The organism is Paraburkholderia sp. D1E (assembly GCF_052682275.1).
Genome location: NZ_JBQYMB010000001.1, coordinates 9,299,578 through 9,317,799, shown reverse-complemented (window position 1 = coordinate 9,317,799; position 18,222 = coordinate 9,299,578). Strand labels below are relative to the sequence as shown.

Annotated in this window: 16 protein-coding genes and 1 pseudogene; 5 read left to right on the top strand and 12 right to left on the bottom strand. The window is 60.2% G+C overall.

Annotation, left to right across the window (positions count from 1 at the left end; all coding sequences use genetic code 11):
- Positions 1-4 precede the first annotated feature (4 nt).
- The 10 genes and pseudogenes from ACUN0E_RS41825 to ACUN0E_RS41780 form a co-directional block, all read right to left on the bottom strand.
- Positions 5-1,060, bottom strand: a complete 1,056-nt coding sequence (locus ACUN0E_RS41825; RefSeq protein ID WP_408239246.1) for a branched-chain amino acid ABC transporter permease — start codon at positions 1,058-1,060, stop codon at positions 5-7.
- Between the two features lie 204 nt (positions 1,061-1,264).
- The gene (locus tag ACUN0E_RS41820; protein ID WP_120346424.1) at positions 1,265-2,425 is read right to left on the bottom strand and encodes an ABC transporter substrate-binding protein; all 1,161 of its coding nucleotides are present in this window, start codon (positions 2,423-2,425) and stop codon (positions 1,265-1,267) included.
- Between the two features lie 501 nt (positions 2,426-2,926).
- A pseudogene (locus ACUN0E_RS41815) lies at positions 2,927-3,062 on the bottom strand (ABC transporter substrate-binding protein); the annotation flags it as partial.
- A gap of 518 nt (positions 3,063-3,580) precedes the next feature.
- Positions 3,581-4,552, bottom strand: coding sequence for a branched-chain amino acid ABC transporter permease (locus ACUN0E_RS41810; RefSeq protein ID WP_408239289.1), 972 nt, complete (start codon positions 4,550-4,552; stop codon positions 3,581-3,583).
- Complete coding sequence (locus ACUN0E_RS41805) at positions 4,552-5,436, bottom strand: branched-chain amino acid ABC transporter permease (RefSeq protein ID WP_408393308.1); 885 nt, start codon at positions 5,434-5,436, stop codon at positions 4,552-4,554. Before ACUN0E_RS41805 ends, ACUN0E_RS41810 begins: the two co-directional genes overlap by 1 nt.
- Before the next feature lie 193 nt (positions 5,437-5,629).
- A complete protein-coding gene (locus ACUN0E_RS41800; protein ID WP_445570234.1) occupies positions 5,630-6,844 on the bottom strand; it encodes an ABC transporter substrate-binding protein in 1,215 nt (404 codons plus the stop codon).
- Positions 6,845-6,896: 52 nt separating this feature from the next.
- Positions 6,897-7,655 (bottom strand): ABC transporter ATP-binding protein, encoded by a 759-nt coding sequence (locus ACUN0E_RS41795; protein ID WP_445570233.1) that lies wholly within the window; start codon positions 7,653-7,655, stop codon positions 6,897-6,899.
- Positions 7,652-8,431: an ABC transporter ATP-binding protein gene (locus ACUN0E_RS41790; RefSeq protein ID WP_097390772.1), complete on the bottom strand. Its 780-nt coding sequence runs from the start codon at positions 8,429-8,431 to the stop codon at positions 7,652-7,654. The genes ACUN0E_RS41795 and ACUN0E_RS41790 overlap by 4 nt, the downstream gene beginning before the upstream one ends.
- A 375-nt stretch (positions 8,432-8,806) precedes the next feature.
- Complete coding sequence (locus ACUN0E_RS41785) at positions 8,807-10,522, bottom strand: GMC family oxidoreductase (protein ID WP_445570232.1); 1,716 nt, start codon at positions 10,520-10,522, stop codon at positions 8,807-8,809.
- Between the two features lie 888 nt (positions 10,523-11,410).
- Positions 11,411-12,949, bottom strand: coding sequence for a CoA-acylating methylmalonate-semialdehyde dehydrogenase (locus ACUN0E_RS41780; protein ID WP_445570231.1), 1,539 nt, complete (start codon positions 12,947-12,949; stop codon positions 11,411-11,413).
- A gap of 133 nt (positions 12,950-13,082) precedes the next feature.
- Between ACUN0E_RS41780 and ACUN0E_RS41775 the strand changes: the two genes are divergently transcribed.
- Both ACUN0E_RS41775 and ACUN0E_RS41770 read left to right on the top strand, forming a co-directional pair.
- Positions 13,083-13,982, top strand: a complete 900-nt coding sequence (locus tag ACUN0E_RS41775; RefSeq protein WP_445570230.1) for a LysR family transcriptional regulator — start codon at positions 13,083-13,085, stop codon at positions 13,980-13,982.
- Between the two features lie 396 nt (positions 13,983-14,378).
- Positions 14,379-14,915 carry a class IV adenylate cyclase gene (locus tag ACUN0E_RS41770; RefSeq protein ID WP_120302736.1) on the top strand — a complete coding sequence of 179 codons (537 nt, stop codon included), beginning with the start codon at positions 14,379-14,381 and terminating at the stop codon, positions 14,913-14,915.
- 89 nt (positions 14,916-15,004) lie between these two features.
- On the opposite strand, the gene ACUN0E_RS41765 is transcribed toward ACUN0E_RS41770, so the two are convergent.
- Entirely contained in the window at positions 15,005-15,496 is a 492-nt protein-coding gene (locus ACUN0E_RS41765; protein ID WP_408239220.1) for an Lrp/AsnC family transcriptional regulator, read from the bottom strand.
- Positions 15,497-15,643: 147 nt separating this feature from the next.
- Between ACUN0E_RS41765 and phhA the strand changes: the two genes are divergently transcribed.
- Both phhA and ACUN0E_RS41755 read left to right on the top strand, forming a co-directional pair.
- Positions 15,644-16,534 carry a phenylalanine 4-monooxygenase gene (gene phhA / locus ACUN0E_RS41760; protein ID WP_445570229.1) on the top strand — a complete coding sequence of 297 codons (891 nt, stop codon included), beginning with the start codon at positions 15,644-15,646 and terminating at the stop codon, positions 16,532-16,534.
- A 107-nt stretch (positions 16,535-16,641) separates the two neighbouring features.
- Positions 16,642-16,932, top strand: coding sequence for a 4a-hydroxytetrahydrobiopterin dehydratase (locus ACUN0E_RS41755; RefSeq protein ID WP_445570228.1), 291 nt, complete (start codon positions 16,642-16,644; stop codon positions 16,930-16,932).
- A gap of 94 nt (positions 16,933-17,026) precedes the next feature.
- On the opposite strand, the gene ACUN0E_RS41750 is transcribed toward ACUN0E_RS41755, so the two are convergent.
- Positions 17,027-17,251 carry a DUF3717 domain-containing protein gene (locus ACUN0E_RS41750; protein WP_408239286.1) on the bottom strand — a complete coding sequence of 75 codons (225 nt, stop codon included), beginning with the start codon at positions 17,249-17,251 and terminating at the stop codon, positions 17,027-17,029.
- Positions 17,252-17,424: 173 nt separating this feature from the next.
- Between ACUN0E_RS41750 and ACUN0E_RS41745 the strand changes: the two genes are divergently transcribed.
- The gene (locus ACUN0E_RS41745) at positions 17,425-18,111 is read left to right on the top strand and encodes a response regulator transcription factor (protein WP_028197606.1); all 687 of its coding nucleotides are present in this window, start codon (positions 17,425-17,427) and stop codon (positions 18,109-18,111) included.
- The last annotated feature ends 111 nt before the right edge of the window (positions 18,112-18,222 follow it).

The following is an 18,222-nucleotide window of genomic DNA, read 5'->3' as shown; positions in this document are numbered from 1 at the left end:
CGTGTCACTCCTCTTCCTCTTCCGAGTGCGGGCTGGCCAGACTCCGCCATAGCAGCACCGGAATGATCAGCGTGAACACGATCACTTCCTTATAAGCGCTCGCCCAGAACGACGAATACGACTCCAGCAGACCGACCAGGATCGCGCCCGCCGCAGCCAGCGGATAGCTGACCAGGCCGCCGATAATCGCGCCTACGAAGCCCTTCAAACCCATCAGGAAGCCCGAGTCGTAGTAGATGGTGGTCAAGGGTGCGACAAGGATGCCGCACAGCGCACCGAGGCCCGCAGCGAGCGTGAACGCGAGGCGCCCTGCCTGCGTCGTGCCGATGCCGACGAGCCGTGCGCCGAGCCGGTTCACCGACGTCGCGCGCAAAGCCTTGCCGGAAATCGAGCGATCGAAGTACAGATACAGCGCGCCGATCAACACCACCGCCGTGCCCACCACCCACAGGCTTTGTCCGGAAATCGACAACGTGCCGAGGTTGAAGGTCGCATCGGAGAACGCCGTGGTGCGTGAACCCTCCGCACCGAACATCACGAGCCCGAGGCCGACCATCGCGAAGTGCACCGCTACCGCCACAATCAGCAGCAGCAGCGTGGTCGCCTCCGCGATCGGTTCATACGCGAGCCGGTAGACGAACGGCCCCATCGGAATCACGATCAGCAGCGTCAGCGCGATTTGCGCGAGCATCGGCAGTGGATGCAGGAAAACGCCTTGCGTGAGCGCGTAAACCGCGATCGGGAACAGCAGGTATTTGCCGACCAGCATCGCCAGCGTGCGCGCCGCGTGGCGACGCCGTTCGGGATGCCGCACCAGCCCCGCAATCTCGACGACAAAACATGCCGCGCCCATCGCCATCAGCAACCAGCACGTCGCCGGAAATTTCTGTGTCTGCAATGCGGCGAGCGTCAGCGCGCCATACGAAACAAACTCGCCCTGCGGGATAAAGATCACCCGCGTCACGGAGAACACCAGCACCAGCGCAAGCGCGAGCAGCGCGTAGATGGCGCCGGTGGTGATGCCGTCCTGCGCGAGGATCGCCGCAATTGATAGATCCATACTTCCTCGTCCTGAAGCGTCGAAATCGAAACCGGGAAACAGTCGTGGCGGCGGACCCGCGGCCGGTCACTGACCTGCAATGCCAGAAAAGGCGACCGCCGCGCCGGAACATGGCGCGGCGGTCGTTGCCATTGTCATCGAACAGAATGGCAATGCGGCATGGCGTGCCGCAGGTTGCGCGAGAGGCGCGTATCGCTTTTGTTATTAGTCGTTCTGCAACTTCCACTTGCCGTCGACGATCTGCACGATCACGCGTGCGCGCTTGTCGAGGCCGTTGTGGTCGGTGGTCGTGGTGTTCATGATGCCGTGCGAGACCGGCAACTCCTTGATGTTTTCAAGCGCACCGCGCAATGCCACGCGGAACGCTTCAGTGCCCGGCTGAGCGGTCTTCAGCGCGACCGGAATCGCAGCTTGCAGCATCTGGCCGGCATCCCATGCGTGACCGCCGAAGGTCGCCACCGAGCCCGCGCCATAAGCTTTCTCATACGCTGCCTTGTACGCTTCCGACGACTTCTTCACCGGATTCGATTCCGGCAGTTGATCCGCCACGAGGATCGGGCCAGCCGGCAGGAACTCGCCTTCGCAATCCTTCCCGCACACGCGCAGGAAATCGTTGTTGGCGACGCCGTGCGTCTGGTAGACCTTGCCCTTGTAGCCGCGCTCCTTGAGCGTCTTGGCCGGCAGCGCCGACGGCGTACCCGCGCCCGCGATCAGCACCGCATCCGGGTTCGCGCCCATCGTCTTCAGCACCTGGCCGGTCACCGATGCATCGGTGCGGTTAAAGCGTTCATTGGAGACGATCTTCAGATGATGGGCCGCGGCCGCGGCTGTGAAAACGTTGTTCCAGCCGTCGCCGTACGCATCCGCAAAGCCGATGAAGCCAACCGTCTTCACGCCGTGACGCTCCATGTAGTCGGCGATTGCGTCAGCCATCAGGCTGTCGTTTTGTGGCGGCTTGAAGGCCCATGCGCGCTTGGCGTCCATCGGCGAAATGATCGCGGCTGATGCCGCCAGCGAGATCACCGGCGTCTTGCCTTCGGCCGCGGGGTCGAGCATCGCCAGCGAATTTGGCGTAACAGTCGAACCGATGATGGCGTCGACGTGGTCTTCGTCGATCAGCTTGCGCGTGTTCTGCACGGCCTTGCCGGTGTCCGATGCATCATCGAGGATGATGTATTGCACGGTCTTGCCGCCAATCTCTTTCGGCAGCAGCGCGATCGTGTTCTTTTCAGGAATCCCGAGCGATGCAGCCGGCCCCGTAGTGGATAGCGTGACGCCGATTTTCACCTGCGCGAAGGCAGCGCCCGCGCCGCACATCAACGCCATCGCGATACCGGTGCGTACCCATTGCTTTGTCTTTTTCATTGCAAGTCTCCAAACGCTTTGAAGCGCGTATCTGAATCCGGCTCACGGGCCGGGTGTCTGAATCTAGTTATAGGGTTCAGGCATGCCAAGCATGGTTTTCCCTGCTTAGCGCCAATGCCTTCTCCGTTCTGGTGCTACTCCCTGCTGCGAACCACTGCTGCGATTTCTTATACGTTAAACACTAATATGTTAGTAGTATTGCGTTCTGCATCATCCATGGTCAATAGACTGTCGCCCGAATACGGGTTTGTCCTGAAACAGTCCGCTTTGTCGGTACTTTGACCGCCCGCCCTTCACTCGTCCAACGCGCTTCACGCACCGCGATTCATCAGACGCGGGCAATAAAAAAGACGCGTCAACTGCACGCGCCTTGTTTAATGGGATTCCGTATCGCTTCGTCTGCGCTCAGTCGCCGGACAGCTGCCACTTGCCGCCGACGATCGCCACCATCGCACGCGCCACGCTGGTCGAGGCCGGCGTGATCGTTCGTGCTCATGTTGAAGATGCCGTGGGAAGCAGGCCCCGTTGCCGACATCGTGACGCCGATTTTCACGTCAGCGAATGCATGGCCGCTCCATATTGCGGATACTCCGGTGGCGACCCATGCCGCGCTGATCCAACGCAATGCCGACGTCATCCCGCTCCCCTATCTACCCCGTTATTCATTTGAATTCAAATGCGCAGATTTTATTCGCCGACCAAGCGGTCGGTGAATGGCAAGTTTAGCGGACAAAAGCCCCGCGCTGCAAGCAATTTGCAGGGTGGCAACGAGTGAAATCGGGAGTGATTCGATGAATAAAAAAGGGTCACCGAATTAGCGGAAGATTTGAATGGCGAATTACGAAAAGCACAAATAAAAAGCGCTGCTGGATATCAATCCAACAGCGCTTTCGTCTGGGCACTGAGTGCCTCATTGTCTCCTCGTTCTCCACCTGCAAAATTCGTGGTGCATCAGAACTGCATGAAGATTAAACGAGCACCTGGGTGACTACAACTAGCAATTACCCTAGTGGTGCACTGCGGCACAAATTTGGGGCACGTTTGGTGCAGCTTGGGTCGCGGGGGTCAACTGCGCACAATAAAGGACCCGCCCAGCCGACTTCAAGGCTGCCGAATTATATCGGATGCCAAAGCAATTTAAAATCCGGTGCCGTTTCAGGCTCGCAATGGCCGCACGCGTGCGACGATCTCACCGACGATGCCGCGTCTGAACGCCAGCACACAGGCAATGAAAATCAGGCCCGTGACGATGGTTACCGATTCACCTAGCGACCGGAACCATTCGACCCCCGTCGATGCAGCCAGCGCCGTGCCGATATCGCCGAGCCGGTCTTCGAGCGCGACGATCAGCGCCGCGCCGAGCAGCGGCCCGAACAGCGTGCCCATGCCGCCAACGAGCGTCATCAGGATCACGAGGCCCGACATGGTCCAGTAGGCGTCACTCAGCGTCTCGAAGCCTTGCACCAGCACCTTGAGCGAGCCCGCCAGACCGGCGATCCCTGCGGACAGAATAAAAGCCAGCAGCTTGAAGCGATCGGTGTCATAACCAAGCGACACGGCGCGCGGCTCGTTCTCCTTGATCGCCACCAGCACCTGCCCAAACGGCGAATGCACGATCCGCACGATCAGCAGGAATGCCAGCACCATCACGGCCAGCACGACAAAGTACAGCGTCACGTCCGACGACAGATCCAGCAAGCCGAACAGCCTGCCGCGCGGTACGCCTTGCAAGCCGTCCTCACCGTGCGTGAACGGCGCCTGCAAAAATACGAAGTAGACCATTTGCGCGAGCGCCAGTGTCACCATCGCGAAGTAGATGCCCTGCCGGCGGATCGCAAACAGGCCGACCACCAACCCGAGTACCGTCGCCGCAGCGGTGCCGGCCAGTACGCCGAGTTCCGGAGAGAAACCGAGCGTCTGCATCGCGTAGCCGGTGACGTAACCGGCTGAAGCGAGAAACATCGCGTGACCGAACGAAAGCAAACCGGTGTAGCCGATCAGCAAATTGAAGGCCGCGGCGAACAACGCAAAACACAGCACCTTCATGACGAATAGCGGATAGATGCCGAGCACGGGCACCGCGAGAAGCGCGATCAGCAGCAGACCATAGAGCATTTTTCTCTGCATCATTTTTCCTTGCCGAAGAGACCCGCCGGGCGCACCAGCAACACGAGCGCCATGATCACGAAGACGACGGTCGCCGACGCTTCCGGGTAAAACACGCGCGTCAGCCCTTCGATTACACCTAGCATCAGGCCGGTAAGAATGGAGCCCATGATCGAACCCATGCCGCCGATCACGACCACCGCGAACACAGTGATGATCATCGGCTGGCCCATCAACGGCGAGACCTGAATCACAGGCGCGGCAAGCACGCCGGCGAACGCTGCCAGTGCGACGCCGAAGCCGTACGTGAGCGTGATCATCAACGGCACGTTGACACCAAACGCCTCGACCAGCTTCGGATTTTCGGTGCCCGCGCGCAGGTAAGCGCCGAGGCGCGTCTTCTCGATCACGAACCACGTCGCGAAGCAGACCACGAGCGACGCTACCACCACCCACGCGCGATAGTTCGGCAAGTACATGAAGCCGAGATCGGTCGCGCCGGAGAGTGCCGACGGCACGTCGTACGGCTGGCCGGAAGAACCGTAGACCGAACGGAACACCCCTTCGACAACCAGCGTGAGTCCAAAGGTGAGCAGCAGCCCATAGAGGTGATCGAGCTTGTACAGCCAGCGCAGCATCGAGCGTTCGATCACCATGCCGAACACGCCGACGATCAGCGGCGCGAGCACCAGCATCACCCAGTACGGCAGACCGAAATACGACAGGCCCATCCACGCGAGCATCGCGCCAAGCATGAACAACGCGCCATGCGCGAAATTGATCACGTTGAGCAGGCCGAAGATCACGGCCAGACCCAGGCTCAGAATCGCGTAGAACGAGCCGTTCACGAGCCCCAGCAACAGCTGGCTCAGCATTGCCGGTAGCGGAACGCCAAAGATTTCCATTGAAGCCTTAATCCCTTAAGCCAACGCCCAGGTAAGATCGGTTAAGCACGATCCAGCCGGCGAGCGATCGACGAGCCATTCACCGATCGCTCGCGGCATATGAAACGATTTGCCGCCAGGCTGTGTACCAACAATCCGCCCCGAATTACCCGTCAAGACGGGAACATAGACGGTTTGCTGGTTATCACTGCGCTTATTTCCACAACGCGCAGCGCGTCTGTGCCTTGGTCGTGAATGCCTGTTCGCCCGGGATCGTCGCCATGATCTTGTAGTAGTCCCACGGCTCTTTGGATTCGGCCGGCGTCTTCACCTGCATCAGGTACATGTCGTGGACCATGCTGCCGTCCTGACGGATGTAGCCCTTCGCATAGAAGTCGTCGATCTTCGTTTTCCGTAGTTGCGCCATCACCTTGTCGGTGTCGGTCGAGCCGACCGCTTTAACCGCGTTCAGATAGGTCATGGTCGCCGAGTAGTCAGCCGCCTGCAGGCTCGACGGCATCTTCTTCATCTTGTCGAAGTAGCGCTGTGCCCACTTGCGCGTGGCGGCGTCCTTGTTCCAGTACCAGCTGTCCGTCAACACGAGACCTTGTGTCGTTTCCAGACCCAGACTGTGCACATCGTCGATGAACATCAGGAGCGCAGCCAGCTTCATCGTCTTGGTCAGACCGAATTCCTTCGCGGCTTTGATCGAGTTGACCGTATCGCCGCCGGCATTCGCGAGGCCGAGAATCTGCGCCTTCGAGGCCTGAGCCTGCAACAGGAACGACGAGAAATCCGAGGCCGACAGCGGCGCCCGCACGGCGCCCAGCACCTGACCGCCATTCGCTTTCACGACGTCTGAAGTCGCTTTTTCCAGCGCCTTGCCGAAAGCGTAGTCAGCCGTCAGGAAGTACCACGTCTTGCCGCCCTGTTTGGTCACCGCCGAACCCGTGCCGTTGGCGAGCGCTGTCGTGTCATACGCGTAGTGAATCGTGTACGGCGTGCATTGCTCGTTGGTGAGCGTGTCGGCGCCGGCGCCGACGTTGATGTAGACCTTGTGCTTCTCGCCCGCCACCGTGTTCATCGCCAGACCGGTCGCCGAATTCGTGCCGCCGATCAGCATATCGACGCCGTCACGGTCGAACCATTCACGCGCCCGCGAGGAGGCAATATCCGCCTTGTTCTGGTGATCCGCGTAGACCAGCGTAATCGGCTTGCCGTTGACCTTGCCGCCGAAATCGGCAATTGCCATGCGGATCGCTTCGAGGCCACCCTGGCCGTCGATGTCCGCGTACAGACCCGACAGATCGGTGATGAAGCCGATCTTCACCGCATCGTCAGCCGCTTGCGCGCTGCTCATCGTCAACGCGGCGCCGGCGGCAACCGCGAAACACAGTGTGGCAAGCCGCGCGAGTGGGTTCTTTTTCATTCCTGTCTCCTGGTTTCTTCGCTTGTGGTTATCAGAGGCAATCGGACGCTTTTTATACGCCCAGTAGGTCGTGCAGTACTGGCATCTTGGTTTCGAGCTCAGCGGCCCCGAAGTGCTCCACGATCGCACCGTGCTCCATCACGTAGAAGCGATCGGCGAGTGGCGCGGCAAAGCGGAAATTCTGTTCGACCATCACAACCGTGTAGCCGCGCGCCTTGAGCGTCATGATCATGCGGGCGAGCGCCTGCACGATCACCGGCGCGAGACCTTCCGAGATTTCGTCGAGCAGCAGCAAACTCGCCCCCGTGCGCAGAATGCGCGCGACCGCCAGCATCTGCTGCTCGCCGCCCGAGAGCCGCGTACCCTGGCTCATGCGGCGTTCCTGCAGATTCGGAAACATCGAATAGATTTCTTCGACCGACATCATGTGCGCCTTGTCGCCGACGGGCGGCGGCAACAGCAGATTTTCCTCACACGAGAGGCTCGAAAAAATGCCGCGCTCTTCCGGGCAATAACCGATGCCGCAATGGGCGATGCGATGCGTGGGCAGATTGATGGTTTCGCGTCCGCCGATACGGATCGAACCGGTGCGGCGACCGGTCAGGCCCATGATCGCGCGCAGCGTCGTGGTACGGCCTGCGCCGTTGCGGCCGAGCAGCGTCACGACTTCACCGCGGTTCACCGTCAGATCGACACCATGCAGGATATGGGACTCCCCATACCAGGCCTGCAAACCTGCAATCTCCAGCGCGGGTGCGCCACCGGCCGTGCCACTCACTTCGAGGCTTTCGCGCTCCGCAATCGTATTCATGCGTGGGCTCCAGCGAGCGCCGCGTCTGCGCTGCCCATATAGGCTTGCATCACGAGCGGGTTCTTCGACACCTCGGCGTAGCTCCCTTCGGCGAGCACTTCACCCCGTTGCAGCACGGTGATGGTGTCGGAGATACCGGCGATCACGTTCATGTTGTGCTCGACCATCAGGATCGTGCGGCCGCTCGATACTTTCTTGATCAGTGCGGTGACACGATCGACGTCTTCATGGCCCATGCCTTGCGTCGGCTCGTCGAGCAGCATCAACTCGGGCTCCATCGCAAGCGTGGTGGCGATTTCCAGCGCGCGCTTGCGGCCGTAGGACAGTTCTACCGTGAGCACGTCGGCGAAATCGGTCAGTCCGACCTGGGTGAGCAAGTCCATCGCCCGGTCGTCGAGTTGGCGCAGCGTGCGTTCGCTCTTCCAGAAATGAAATGCCGTGCCGAGCACGCGCTGCAAGCCAATACGCACGTTTTGTAATGCGGTCAGATGCGGAAATACCGCCGATATCTGAAACGACCGGATGATGCCGCGGCGGGCGATTTGCGCCGGGCGCTCATTGGTGATGTCGATTCCATTGAAGACGATCTGGCCCGCTGTCGGTTCGAGAAATTTGGTGAGCAGGTTAAAGCAGGTGGTCTTGCCTGCCCCATTAGGGCCGATCAGCGCATGGATCGAGCCACGGCGCACGCGCAGGTTCACCCCGTTCACGGCGATAAAGCCTTTGAACTCGCGGGTGAGACCGCGCGTTTCGAGAATCGTATCGCCGAGAATCATGTTCCCTTCCATACGGAGTAAGGCGAAGCATTACGATCTTCCGCGCGAACGGCTGCGCGACTTTTTACGACGAGGGCACCCCGTGCCGCTCGTTGGCGTGCTGCACCAATCCGGACGGTAATCCATGGGGCGGCACGCAGCATGGCTGCCATTGTCGCGCCAATGATGCAGCGCATTCATCGGGATTTGCACTTAGTGGATGACGACTGCTTGAGGCGGACCCAGGCAGGCTGGAGGGGTGTTCGAGTGGGTCTTGGCCCTTGCTCGGGACGGCCCCGGGGAATACTCGAAGGGTGCTTCGACCTTGCTCGAAGCATGCCGGAGGAAGTCCGAGGCACGCCCCGCGCGACTCGGCTCCCGTTGTCACACTGCGTGTCACATAGCGGACATGGACGGCGCAGCGCTTGACTGAACCGCAACGCTGCCGGCCACGCGTGCGCGACGGTCTTCGCGGATCATGTCGCTGGCGCGCTCGGCAATCATTAGCGTCGGCGAATTGGTGTTGCCCGAGGTAATGAATGGCATGACCGACGCATCGACCACACGCAAACCGTCAACACCGATAACTCGCAGGCGGTTGTCGACTACCGCGCCAGGATCGTCGGAGGTGCCCATACGGCAGGTGCCGACCGGATGAAAGATCGTGGTGCCGACCGCGCCCGCGGCCTGCTGAAGTTCTTCTTCGGTCTGGTACTGGATACCAGGCAGAATCTCTTGCGGCCGATAGGGCGCGAGCGCAGGTGCCGCGGCAATGCGGCGCGTGAGACGCAATGCGTTGGCGGCGACGTGCCGGTCGTAATCGGTGGACAGATAATTCGGCGCAATCAACGGCGGTGCTGAAGCATCGGCTGATTCAATGTGAATGCTGCCGCGCGAGGTCGGCCGCAACTGGCACACCGACGCGGTGAACGCATTGAAGCGATGCAACGGTTCACCGAAGCGATCGAGCGACAGCGGCTGCACGTGGTACTCGAGGTCGGGGCGCGTGAGCGAGCGATCGTCCGGATCGGATTTGGCGAATGCGCCGAGTTGCGATGGCGACATCGACATGGGACCGCTTTGAAAGAGCGCGTACTGCATGCCAATCATCAGCTTGCCCCACCAATGCGCGGAGGCGGTATTGAGCGTGCGTACGCCGTCGACTTTATACGCCATCCGCAATTGCAGATGGTCCTGCAGATTTTCACCGACGCCACGCAGATCCTTCACGACCTCGATGCCGAGATTCTGCAGACGTGCGCCATTGCCGATGCCGGAAAGTTCGAGCAATTGCGGCGAGTTGACTGCACCAGAACTGAGGATTACTTCACAGCGGGCTTTGGCGATGAAGTCGGTGTTGTCGCCACGATATTCGACACCGGCGCAGCGGCGTCCTTCGAACACGACGCGCTGGGTGTGCGCACCGGTGATGACAGTGAGATTCGGGCGCCTGAGCGCCGGACGCAAGAAAGCTTTCGACGCATTCCAACGGATACCGCGTTTCTGATTGACGTCGAAGTAACCGACGCCGGTGTTGTCGCCGCGATTGAAGTCGTCGGTGGCGGGTATGCCGGCTTGTTGCGCAGCGTGTGAAAACTCTTCGAGGATCTTCCATTTCAGACGTTGCTTTTCAACGCGCCATGGGCCGCCTGCTCCATGCGATTCGGACGCGCCGGCGTGGTGGTCTTCGCTGCGTTTGAAGATGGGGAGGACCGAGTTCCAGGACCAGGAACTGTCGTTGGTGACGCGGGCCCATTCGTCGTAGTCCTCGCGCTGGCCGCGCATGTAGATCATGCCGTTGATAGATGAGCTGCCGCCCAATACTCTGCCTCGTGGGTATGAGAGGGAACGGCCGTTCAGGCCCGGTTCCGATTGGGTTTTGTAGAGCCAATCCGTGCGGGGATTGCCGATGCAGTAGAGGTAGCCTACCGGCACGTGGATCCAATGATAGTCGTCTTTGCCGCCGGCTTCTAACAGTAGGACTTGTATTTCTGGGTCTTCTGATAGGCGGTTGGCCAGTACGCAACCTGCCGTGCCGGCGCCTACTATGATGTAGTCGAATTCGCCCTCCAGGCGGCGGATTGCCGGTGGCGATTTTTCGATGTTGCTCATTTGTTTAGTCTCCTAAGCTTTTTTGCCTGCTCGGCGTTTGGTCGGTCTGTACGCCTGCAGCGTTGGCCTTTTCTTGATCTGTCTGCCTGCCGGGTGCTCGTTTCTGTATGCCTGCGGCGTTGGCCTTTCCTTGTTTTGTTAGTGATCTATTAGCGTTTGCCCCTGTGCGGGGCGGCACTTACTTTCTTTGCCGCCGCAAAGAAAGATAAGCAAAGAAAGCGGCTCACACCGTCAGCTTATAAGCGGGTCCCCCGCGCAGTTGCGGTAGTGGTGCATCTGGAATTCGTGCCCTCGCACATTCGGCGTGAGTGACAAGGCCGTCATTCTTCCGGCGGCGCTGCGCGCGCCGAAGCGCAGCTCATAAAACCGATTGCTGTGTTCCACACTCGCGCTCCACTCGATGCTCCGCCGAGGCAAAACCATGGCCCCTACCGCCACTTAACGCCCCCTCGGTTTCCCATGCAACACCGTCGTCGCCGAGGCGAAGCCGATGGCTCCCCCGTACTTCAACGAAGTCCCGGGTTTCCCTGGCAGACCCATCCGCGACGCACGCAGTGCGGAGTGGGAGCTGAAGAGCGCTTTGTCATCACGGCCGAATGTGCGAGAGCCCGGATTCCAGATGCACCACTACCGCAACTGCGCGGGGGACCCACTTATAAGCTGACGGGGTGAGCCGCTTTCTTTGCTTATCTTTCTTTGCGGCGGCAAAGAAAGTAAGTGCCGCCCCGCACAGGGGCGAACGCTAATAGACCAATATCAATTCAAGGAAAGGCCAACGCCATAGGCATATGGCATACAACAATAAGTGCCGCGCAAGGCAACCAAATCAAGGGCAGGCCACCGAAGCCAGATCAAGAAAAAACCACCGCCGCAGGCAAAACAACAAACCTATTTAGCCACGGGCATAGTGAACTCAGCCCCCTTCCCGATGCTATCGGGCCACCTCTGCATAATGCTCTTATACCGCGTGTAGAACCGCACACCCTCCTCCCCATAGGCATGGTGATCACCAAAAAGAGACCGCTTCCATCCACCAAAAGAATGCCACGCCATCGGCACAGGAATCGGCACGTTAATGCCAACCATCCCAATCTCGATCCGCCGCGCAAAAGCGCGAGCCACCCCGCCGTCGGAGGTAAACAACGACACCCCGTTAGCAAACTCGTTAGCGTTAATCAACTCAACAGCAGAAGCAAAATCCGGCACCCGTACAACACACAGCACCGGACCAAAAATCTCTTCACGGTAAATCTTCATATCGGTCGAGACATCATCGAACAACGTGCCGCCGAGAAAGAACCCCTTCTCATGTCCCGCCACCTCATGGCCACGCCCATCCACTACCAGCTTCGCACCAGCGGCAACACCGGCATCAATATAACCAGTCACTTTCTCGCGATGCACCGCTGTCACCAACGGCCCCATCTCGGCTTCCGGCTCCATGCCGTTCAGAATCTTCAGGCTCTTTACTCGCGGCGTCAGTCGCTCGATCAGTTCATCGGCGATATGCCCGACGGCAACAGCCACCGAAATCGCCATGCAACGCTCGCCCGCCGAACCATACGCCGCGCCGATCAGTGCGTCGACAGCCTGATCGAGATCCGCGTCCGGCATCACCACGAGATGATTCTTCGCACCGCCCAAAGCCTGCACGCGCTTGCCGTGCTTCGTGCCCTCCGTATAGATGTACTCGGCAATCGGCGTCGAACCGACAAACGACAATGCGCTCACCTCAGGATGCACGAGCAATGCATCGACCGCCACCTTGTCGCCATGCACGACGTTGAACACGCCATCCGGCAAACCCGCCTCTTTGAACAGTTCAGCCAATCGAATCGAAGCAGACGGATCACGCTCCGACGGCTTCAGCACAAACGTGTTGCCGCATGCGATCGCCACCGGAAACATCCAGCACGGCACCATCATCGGGAAATTGAACGGCGTAATGCCGGCGACCACGCCCAGCGGCTGACGCAGATTCCAATTGTCGATGCCGCCGCCAATCTGGTCGGTGAAATCGGTCTTCAGCAGATTTGGAATGCCGCACGCGAATTCGACGATCTCGATGCCACGCATCACCTCGCCCTTCGCATCCGAAAACACCTTGCCGTGCTCGCGGGTAATCAACTCCGCCAGTTCGTCATGGTGACGGTCGAGCAACTCCTTGAACTTGAACAGCACGCGCGCCCGCTTGATCGGCGCGGTTTCGCTCCATGCAGGAAACGCGGCATTGGCGGCAGCGACCGCCGCGTCTACTTCAGCGACGCTCGCCAGCGGCACGCGCGCACTCACGCTGCCCAGCGCGGGATTGAAGACGTCGCCAAAACGGCCGCTCGTGCCGTCGATAGTCTTGCCGTTGATGAAATGGGTCAGCACGCGTGCACCCGTCTCGCTCCGGACGGTCTCGTCCTGATATGTCTCGCTCATCTTCCTGTCCTCTTCCTATGAATGTCTTCCGCCCATCACAACCGGCGTGATGAACGCAAGCGTACGGCGCTTCGAGGTGACAAATCCAATGAGTAATGCTCAACTGCGCTATAAGCCGGGCTAATATCAGGATATGGATCTGACTCTGCTACGGGCGTTCGTCACCGTCGCACGCGAGGGCAACCTCACGCGTGCCGCGGTGCAGCTTCACCTGACCCAACCTGCCGTCAGCCTGCAAATCAAGCATTTGCAGGAGACGCTCGGCGTGACGCTGTTCACGCGGACCTCGCATGGGCTTTCGCTGACACGCGACGGCCAGGCCCTGCTGCCCTATGCCGAACGTGCGCTGGGCGCCGCGAGCGACATGCAACGCGCGGCGGCGTCGCTGCGCCACGAAGTGCGCGGCCGATTGCGGATCGGCACGATTCTCGACCCAGCCTTTCTGCGCCTCGGCGGCTTTCTCAAGCAACTGGTGGAAACCTGGCCGCACATCGAAACGGCCTTGCGCCACGGCATGTCGGGCTGGGTGCTGGAGCAGGTTCGCGCGGGCGAACTGGATGTGGGCTACTACATCGGCCTTCCATCCGATGACGATACCCGCGACGGCGCTGCCTTTCACGCCGTCACGCTCACGCATTTCCAGTACCGCGTGCTGGCCCCGGCGGGCTGGAAAGATCGTGTGAAAGGCGCGCGCGACTGGCGCTCGCTCGCCGCACTGCCGTGGATCTGGACGCCACCCGCGTCCGCGCACAATAGATTGTTGACGCGCTGCTTTGGTGAAGCCGGCGCAAAACCGGTTAAGGTGGCTGAAGTGGATCAGGAGCCGTCAATGCTCGATCTGGTCAAGTCAGGCGTCGGTCTAACGCTCGCGCGCGACGCCACTGCGATCGCCGAAGCCCATGCGCACGCGTTGACCATCGTCGAAGGCGTCACCGTGCCGACCCAGCTCAGCTTTATCACGCTGGCGGAACGCAAGGACGAACCGGCGATCGCCGCCGCATTGAAGCTGATCGAGCAGCAATGGGCGACTTGAGAGCGAGAATCAACGCGTGCCTGCGAGCAAAACGGGAGCGATATGAGCCACGCTCATGACAGCCGCGTAGCGGTACGGCCCGGCCCGGCCGATGGATACGTCGCTGACTGCCTCTTTAGGGTGGCATCCCTAGCGGTCCCTGCTGGTCGCCGTTGCCGATCGCCGTGCGTGGGTGGTCAGCGCTAGCCGATCTCGCAAGTCACATTGGCAAGCCATCCTCGTCGGCCTCGTTATCTGAAACGACACCGTCACGCGCTTTTTGTTAGATTGGGGGTTCGCGCTCACGCGCCGGCCCCGCGTCGTTTTTTTGTTCCGTCTGACTTTGTTCTTCCCGGCAGCTTCGCCCCGGCAACACCGGAAGCTGCCGACCACGCCATCCTTCGACAGGAGCCTGACATGGCACGCAATATTGAAATCAAAGCCCGCGCCCAGCATTTCGAGCAACTGCGCGAACGCGCCGCGAAGCTCGCACCAGACGCCCCACTGATCTTTCGCCAGCAGGACTTTTTCTACGACGTGCCGCGTGGCCGCCTGAAGCTGCGCCAGTTCGATGACGGCACACCGGCCGAACTGATCTTCTATCAGCGCGACGACCGCGACGGCCCAAAAGCGTCGTATTACACGCGCAGCCCGGTGACCAACCCTGAAGCCATGCACGCGCTGCTCGCCACGGCGCTGACCACACGTGGCATCGTCACGAAGGAACGTCACGTCTATCTGACGGGCCGTACGCGGATTCATCTGGATCGGGTCGATGGTCTCGGCGACTTCGTCGAGCTCGAAGTCGTACTGGCTCAGGACGACGACGAAGAGAGCGGCCACGCCGAAGCACACGCGATGTTCGCGACCCTCGGCGTGCCGGAATCGGATCTGGTAGCGGTGGCTTACGTGGATTTGCTGAGCCCGGACAGCGAGCCGAAGCAAGCTGCGTAAAACTTAAGCATCATGGGTCGCGGCGACATCAATCCGGGAACAGCGACCCTAAAAACCCTGAAAACCTGAAAGGCAAGGAAGGCGCCGCATCAAGCGGCGGCCGCCCCCGGCGACAGATGGCCGAGCGGCAACGGGCCATTGCGCTTGAACGTGGTCAACACGATATTGGAGCGCACGCTGTCGACGCCCGGTACACGCATCAACTTTTTCATCACGAACGTCGAGAGATAATTCAGATCGGGCGCGACGATGCGCAGCAGATAATCGGCGTCACCGACCACCGCGTGGCATTCCAGTACTTCCGATAGCACCTCGATCTGTTGCTGGAATTGCTCGATGATCGAATCGCCGTGATGCTTCAACTTCAGACTGGTAAAAGCCGTCACGCCAAGCCCGAGTTTTTCCGGCCGCAGCACGACGCGATAACCGTCCACCACACCGACCTGCTCTAAGCGCTGTAAACGCCGCCCAATCTGCGACGGTGACAGCGGCACCTGCTCAGCCAATTGCTGATGCGTGGCCCGGCCGAAGCGCTGAAGAACGTCCAGCAGCGCGAGATCGAAGTGATCGAGTTCTAACATGATCGATATCCGCATTAAACCCGTTATTGATGCACGATTATTGCATATTGATGCATCGTGACGCCATCATTGCGCCCTTTCCGCACGCCTGCCGCTCTACACTTGCATCACCGTTTCAACCGCAGTCACCGCAGAGCGCGCATCAACATGTCCACAGCCAACACCGCCAAACTCAAGGAGCAATTCGACGCCGGCCTCGAAACCCGCGCCGATTTCACGATCGACCAGCCGACCGCGCGATATGGCGCAATCGACCACGCTGCATGGCAACAACTTTATGCACGCCAGACCGCGTTGCTCAAGGGCCGCGTGTGCAATGAGTTTCTGGCAGGCGTCGACCGTATCGGCATGCCGCTCGATCGCGTGCCCGCCTTCGACGAAATCAACGCAAAGCTGACGCCCGCGACGGGCTGGCAAATCGTCGCCGTGCCCGGACTCGTGCCCGATCAGGTGTTCTTCGAGCATCTGGCGAATCGACGCTTTCCGGTGACATGGTGGATGCGCCGGCCGGACCAGCTCGATTATCTGCAGGAGCCGGACTGTTTTCACGATCTGTTCGGCCACGTGCCGTTGCTGATCAATCCCGTATTCGCAGACTATATGCACGCGTACGGCCGCGCCGCGCTCGCCGCCAATGATGCCGGCGCCCTGCCGCTGCTCGCGCGGCTCTATTGGTACACAGTCGAGTTCGGCCTGATCCGCGACGCGGCGAGTCCGAACGGCGTGAAGATCTACGGCGCGGGCATTGTGTCGAGCAAAGGCGAGACGCTCTACAGTCAGCAAAGCGCGGCGCCGAACCGGCTTGGCTTCGACCTCGAGCGCGTGATGCGCACGCGCTACCGCATCGATACGTTCCAGAAAACCTACTTCGTGATCGACGACTTCGCGCAATTGTTCGGCGTCGCGCAAACCGATTTCGCGCCGCTGCTCGCGAAGCTGGCTGCAGAACCGGCATTCGCGGCTGGCAACGTGCTCGAGCACGATCACGTCATCACGCGCGGCTCGCAGGAAAGCTGGCAAACCGACGGCGACATCTGAAACACAGCCTGAACTGAGCAGGGCGGCTGCAGGCTGACGGCATCCGTGAAAAAATAGCGGGTGCGCACGCCCACTGGCGCGCCTGTTCAGATTAACGAGGTAGCACCATGATTCATAAACTGACTTCCGAAGAACGCGCTACGCAGATTGCGGAACTGAACGGCTGGCAAGCCTTAGCGGGACGCGACGCAATCCAGCGCCACTTCACGTTCGCCGACTTCAACGAAGCATTTGGCTTCATGACACGCGTGGCGATCAAGGCGCAGGAGATGGACCACCACCCGGAATGGTTCAACGTGTATAGCAAGGTGGAAATCACACTGTCAACACACGAGGCCAATGGCTTGACTGAACGGGACATCAAATTGGCCCAATTTATCGACAGTATTACTGCTTAATACAGGCGATCAGGTGCCTCGAAGCACGCTGCATCGAACAATCTGGTGGTAATGAAAGGGCATTGCAGGCAATCTGGCGCTCAAACCTTCAGTTCTACAGGCTATTATTAAGGCGCACGTAAGAATCCCACGCTTGCCTGGCAATCCCGTCTAAACGATCCGGTGATAGCGTGTGCTGACGCTGTACAATCATCAGCGCATACGGCTTGGAGAGCGCGCTTGCCTCCTTGCACAGAACGAGTTCGTCGCCGCTTGAAGGTGAGCGGGCGCGCCAGAAGTTGATCGCGGCTTCCAGTTCGTGAATCGTTATCTCGGACATGACTTCGTGATCGCTCGGTGGCCGCTTTATGGCTACTTCATGGCTGCTCGATAGCTGCTCCGTGGCCGCTTCGTGCCAGTTCGGCACGGCCACGCCGCACGTTACCTGTGCAGCAGGCGCCCCGGCGAACCGCTTGCCCAAACGCCTAAAACCATTGTACTTGAGCGAAATCCATGCGACTCCTTCTGATCGAAGATGACCGCCCCATCGCACGCGGCATCCAAAGCAGTCTCGAACAAGCCGGCTTTACCGTCGACATGGTCCATGACGGCATTTTCGCCGAACAGGCCCTTACCCAAAACCGCCATGAGCTGGTGATCCTCGATCTGGGCCTGCCCGGTATCGACGGCATGACGCTGCTTGCGCGCTTCCGTCAGAGCAATCGTCATACGCCGGTGATCATCCTCACCGCGCGCGACGAGTTGAACGACCGTGTGCAAGGCCTGAATTCGGGCGCGGACGACTACATGCTGAAGCCGTTCGAACCCACCGAACTCGAAGCGCGCATCCGCGCCGTGATGCGCCGCAGCGGCCCGCACGGCGATATGCCGCGTCCGGAAGTGTCGCTGGGTGGTGTGCGTCTGTCGGGCGTCGATCGCCGCATTTTCAACGACGACAAGCCGCTCGAACTGTCGCCGCGCGAATTCGCGGTGCTCGAAATGCTGCTGTTGCGCCACGGCCGCGTAGTCAGCAAGGCCCAGCTGCAAGACCATCTGACGCACTTCGGCGGCGATCTCGGCGATACCGCGATCGAAGTCTATGTGCACCGGGTGCGCAAAAAGCTCGAAAACTGCCGTGTCGAAATCGTCACGGTGCGCGGCTTCGGTTACCTGTTGCAGGAAATCCGCCAGGCCGCATAATCGTCGCAAGGGCCGCAATCTGTATTGCGGCCTGACAGCGCCGGGCCGGCGCCGCGCACTCGGTGCGCAATTCGCCGGCATCCGGCGAATTTTCACGGCACTACGGTGCTT

What these genes read in the sequence shown, in the direction of transcription:
- ACUN0E_RS41825 (WP_408239246.1), bottom strand. Translation starts at nt 1,060, where the DNA reads ATGGATCTATCAATTGCGGCGATCCTCGCGCAGGACGGCATCACCACC.
- ACUN0E_RS41820 (WP_120346424.1), bottom strand. Translation starts at nt 2,425, where the DNA reads ATGAAAAAGACAAAGCAATGGGTACGCACCGGTATCGCGATGGCGTTG.
- ACUN0E_RS41810 (WP_408239289.1), bottom strand. Translation starts at nt 4,552, where the DNA reads ATGCAGAGAAAAATGCTCTATGGTCTGCTGCTGATCGCGCTTCTCGCG.
- ACUN0E_RS41805 (WP_408393308.1), bottom strand. Translation starts at nt 5,436, where the DNA reads ATGGAAATCTTTGGCGTTCCGCTACCGGCAATGCTGAGCCAGCTGTTG.
- ACUN0E_RS41800 (WP_445570234.1), bottom strand. Translation starts at nt 6,844, where the DNA reads ATGAAAAAGAACCCACTCGCGCGGCTTGCCACACTGTGTTTCGCGGTT.
- ACUN0E_RS41795 (WP_445570233.1), bottom strand. Translation starts at nt 7,655, where the DNA reads ATGAATACGATTGCGGAGCGCGAAAGCCTCGAAGTGAGTGGCACGGCC.
- ACUN0E_RS41790 (WP_097390772.1), bottom strand. Translation starts at nt 8,431, where the DNA reads ATGATTCTCGGCGATACGATTCTCGAAACGCGCGGTCTCACCCGCGAG.
- ACUN0E_RS41785 (WP_445570232.1), bottom strand. Translation starts at nt 10,522, where the DNA reads ATGAGCAACATCGAAAAATCGCCACCGGCAATCCGCCGCCTGGAGGGC.
- ACUN0E_RS41780 (WP_445570231.1), bottom strand. Translation starts at nt 12,949, where the DNA reads ATGAGCGAGACATATCAGGACGAGACCGTCCGGAGCGAGACGGGTGCA.
- ACUN0E_RS41775 (WP_445570230.1), top strand. Translation starts at nt 13,083, where the DNA reads ATGGATCTGACTCTGCTACGGGCGTTCGTCACCGTCGCACGCGAGGGC.
- ACUN0E_RS41770 (WP_120302736.1), top strand. Translation starts at nt 14,379, where the DNA reads ATGGCACGCAATATTGAAATCAAAGCCCGCGCCCAGCATTTCGAGCAA.
- ACUN0E_RS41765 (WP_408239220.1), bottom strand. Translation starts at nt 15,496, where the DNA reads ATGTTAGAACTCGATCACTTCGATCTCGCGCTGCTGGACGTTCTTCAG.
- phhA (WP_445570229.1), top strand. Translation starts at nt 15,644, where the DNA reads ATGTCCACAGCCAACACCGCCAAACTCAAGGAGCAATTCGACGCCGGC.
- ACUN0E_RS41755 (WP_445570228.1), top strand. Translation starts at nt 16,642, where the DNA reads ATGATTCATAAACTGACTTCCGAAGAACGCGCTACGCAGATTGCGGAA.
- ACUN0E_RS41750 (WP_408239286.1), bottom strand. Translation starts at nt 17,251, where the DNA reads ATGTCCGAGATAACGATTCACGAACTGGAAGCCGCGATCAACTTCTGG.
- ACUN0E_RS41745 (WP_028197606.1), top strand. Translation starts at nt 17,425, where the DNA reads ATGCGACTCCTTCTGATCGAAGATGACCGCCCCATCGCACGCGGCATC.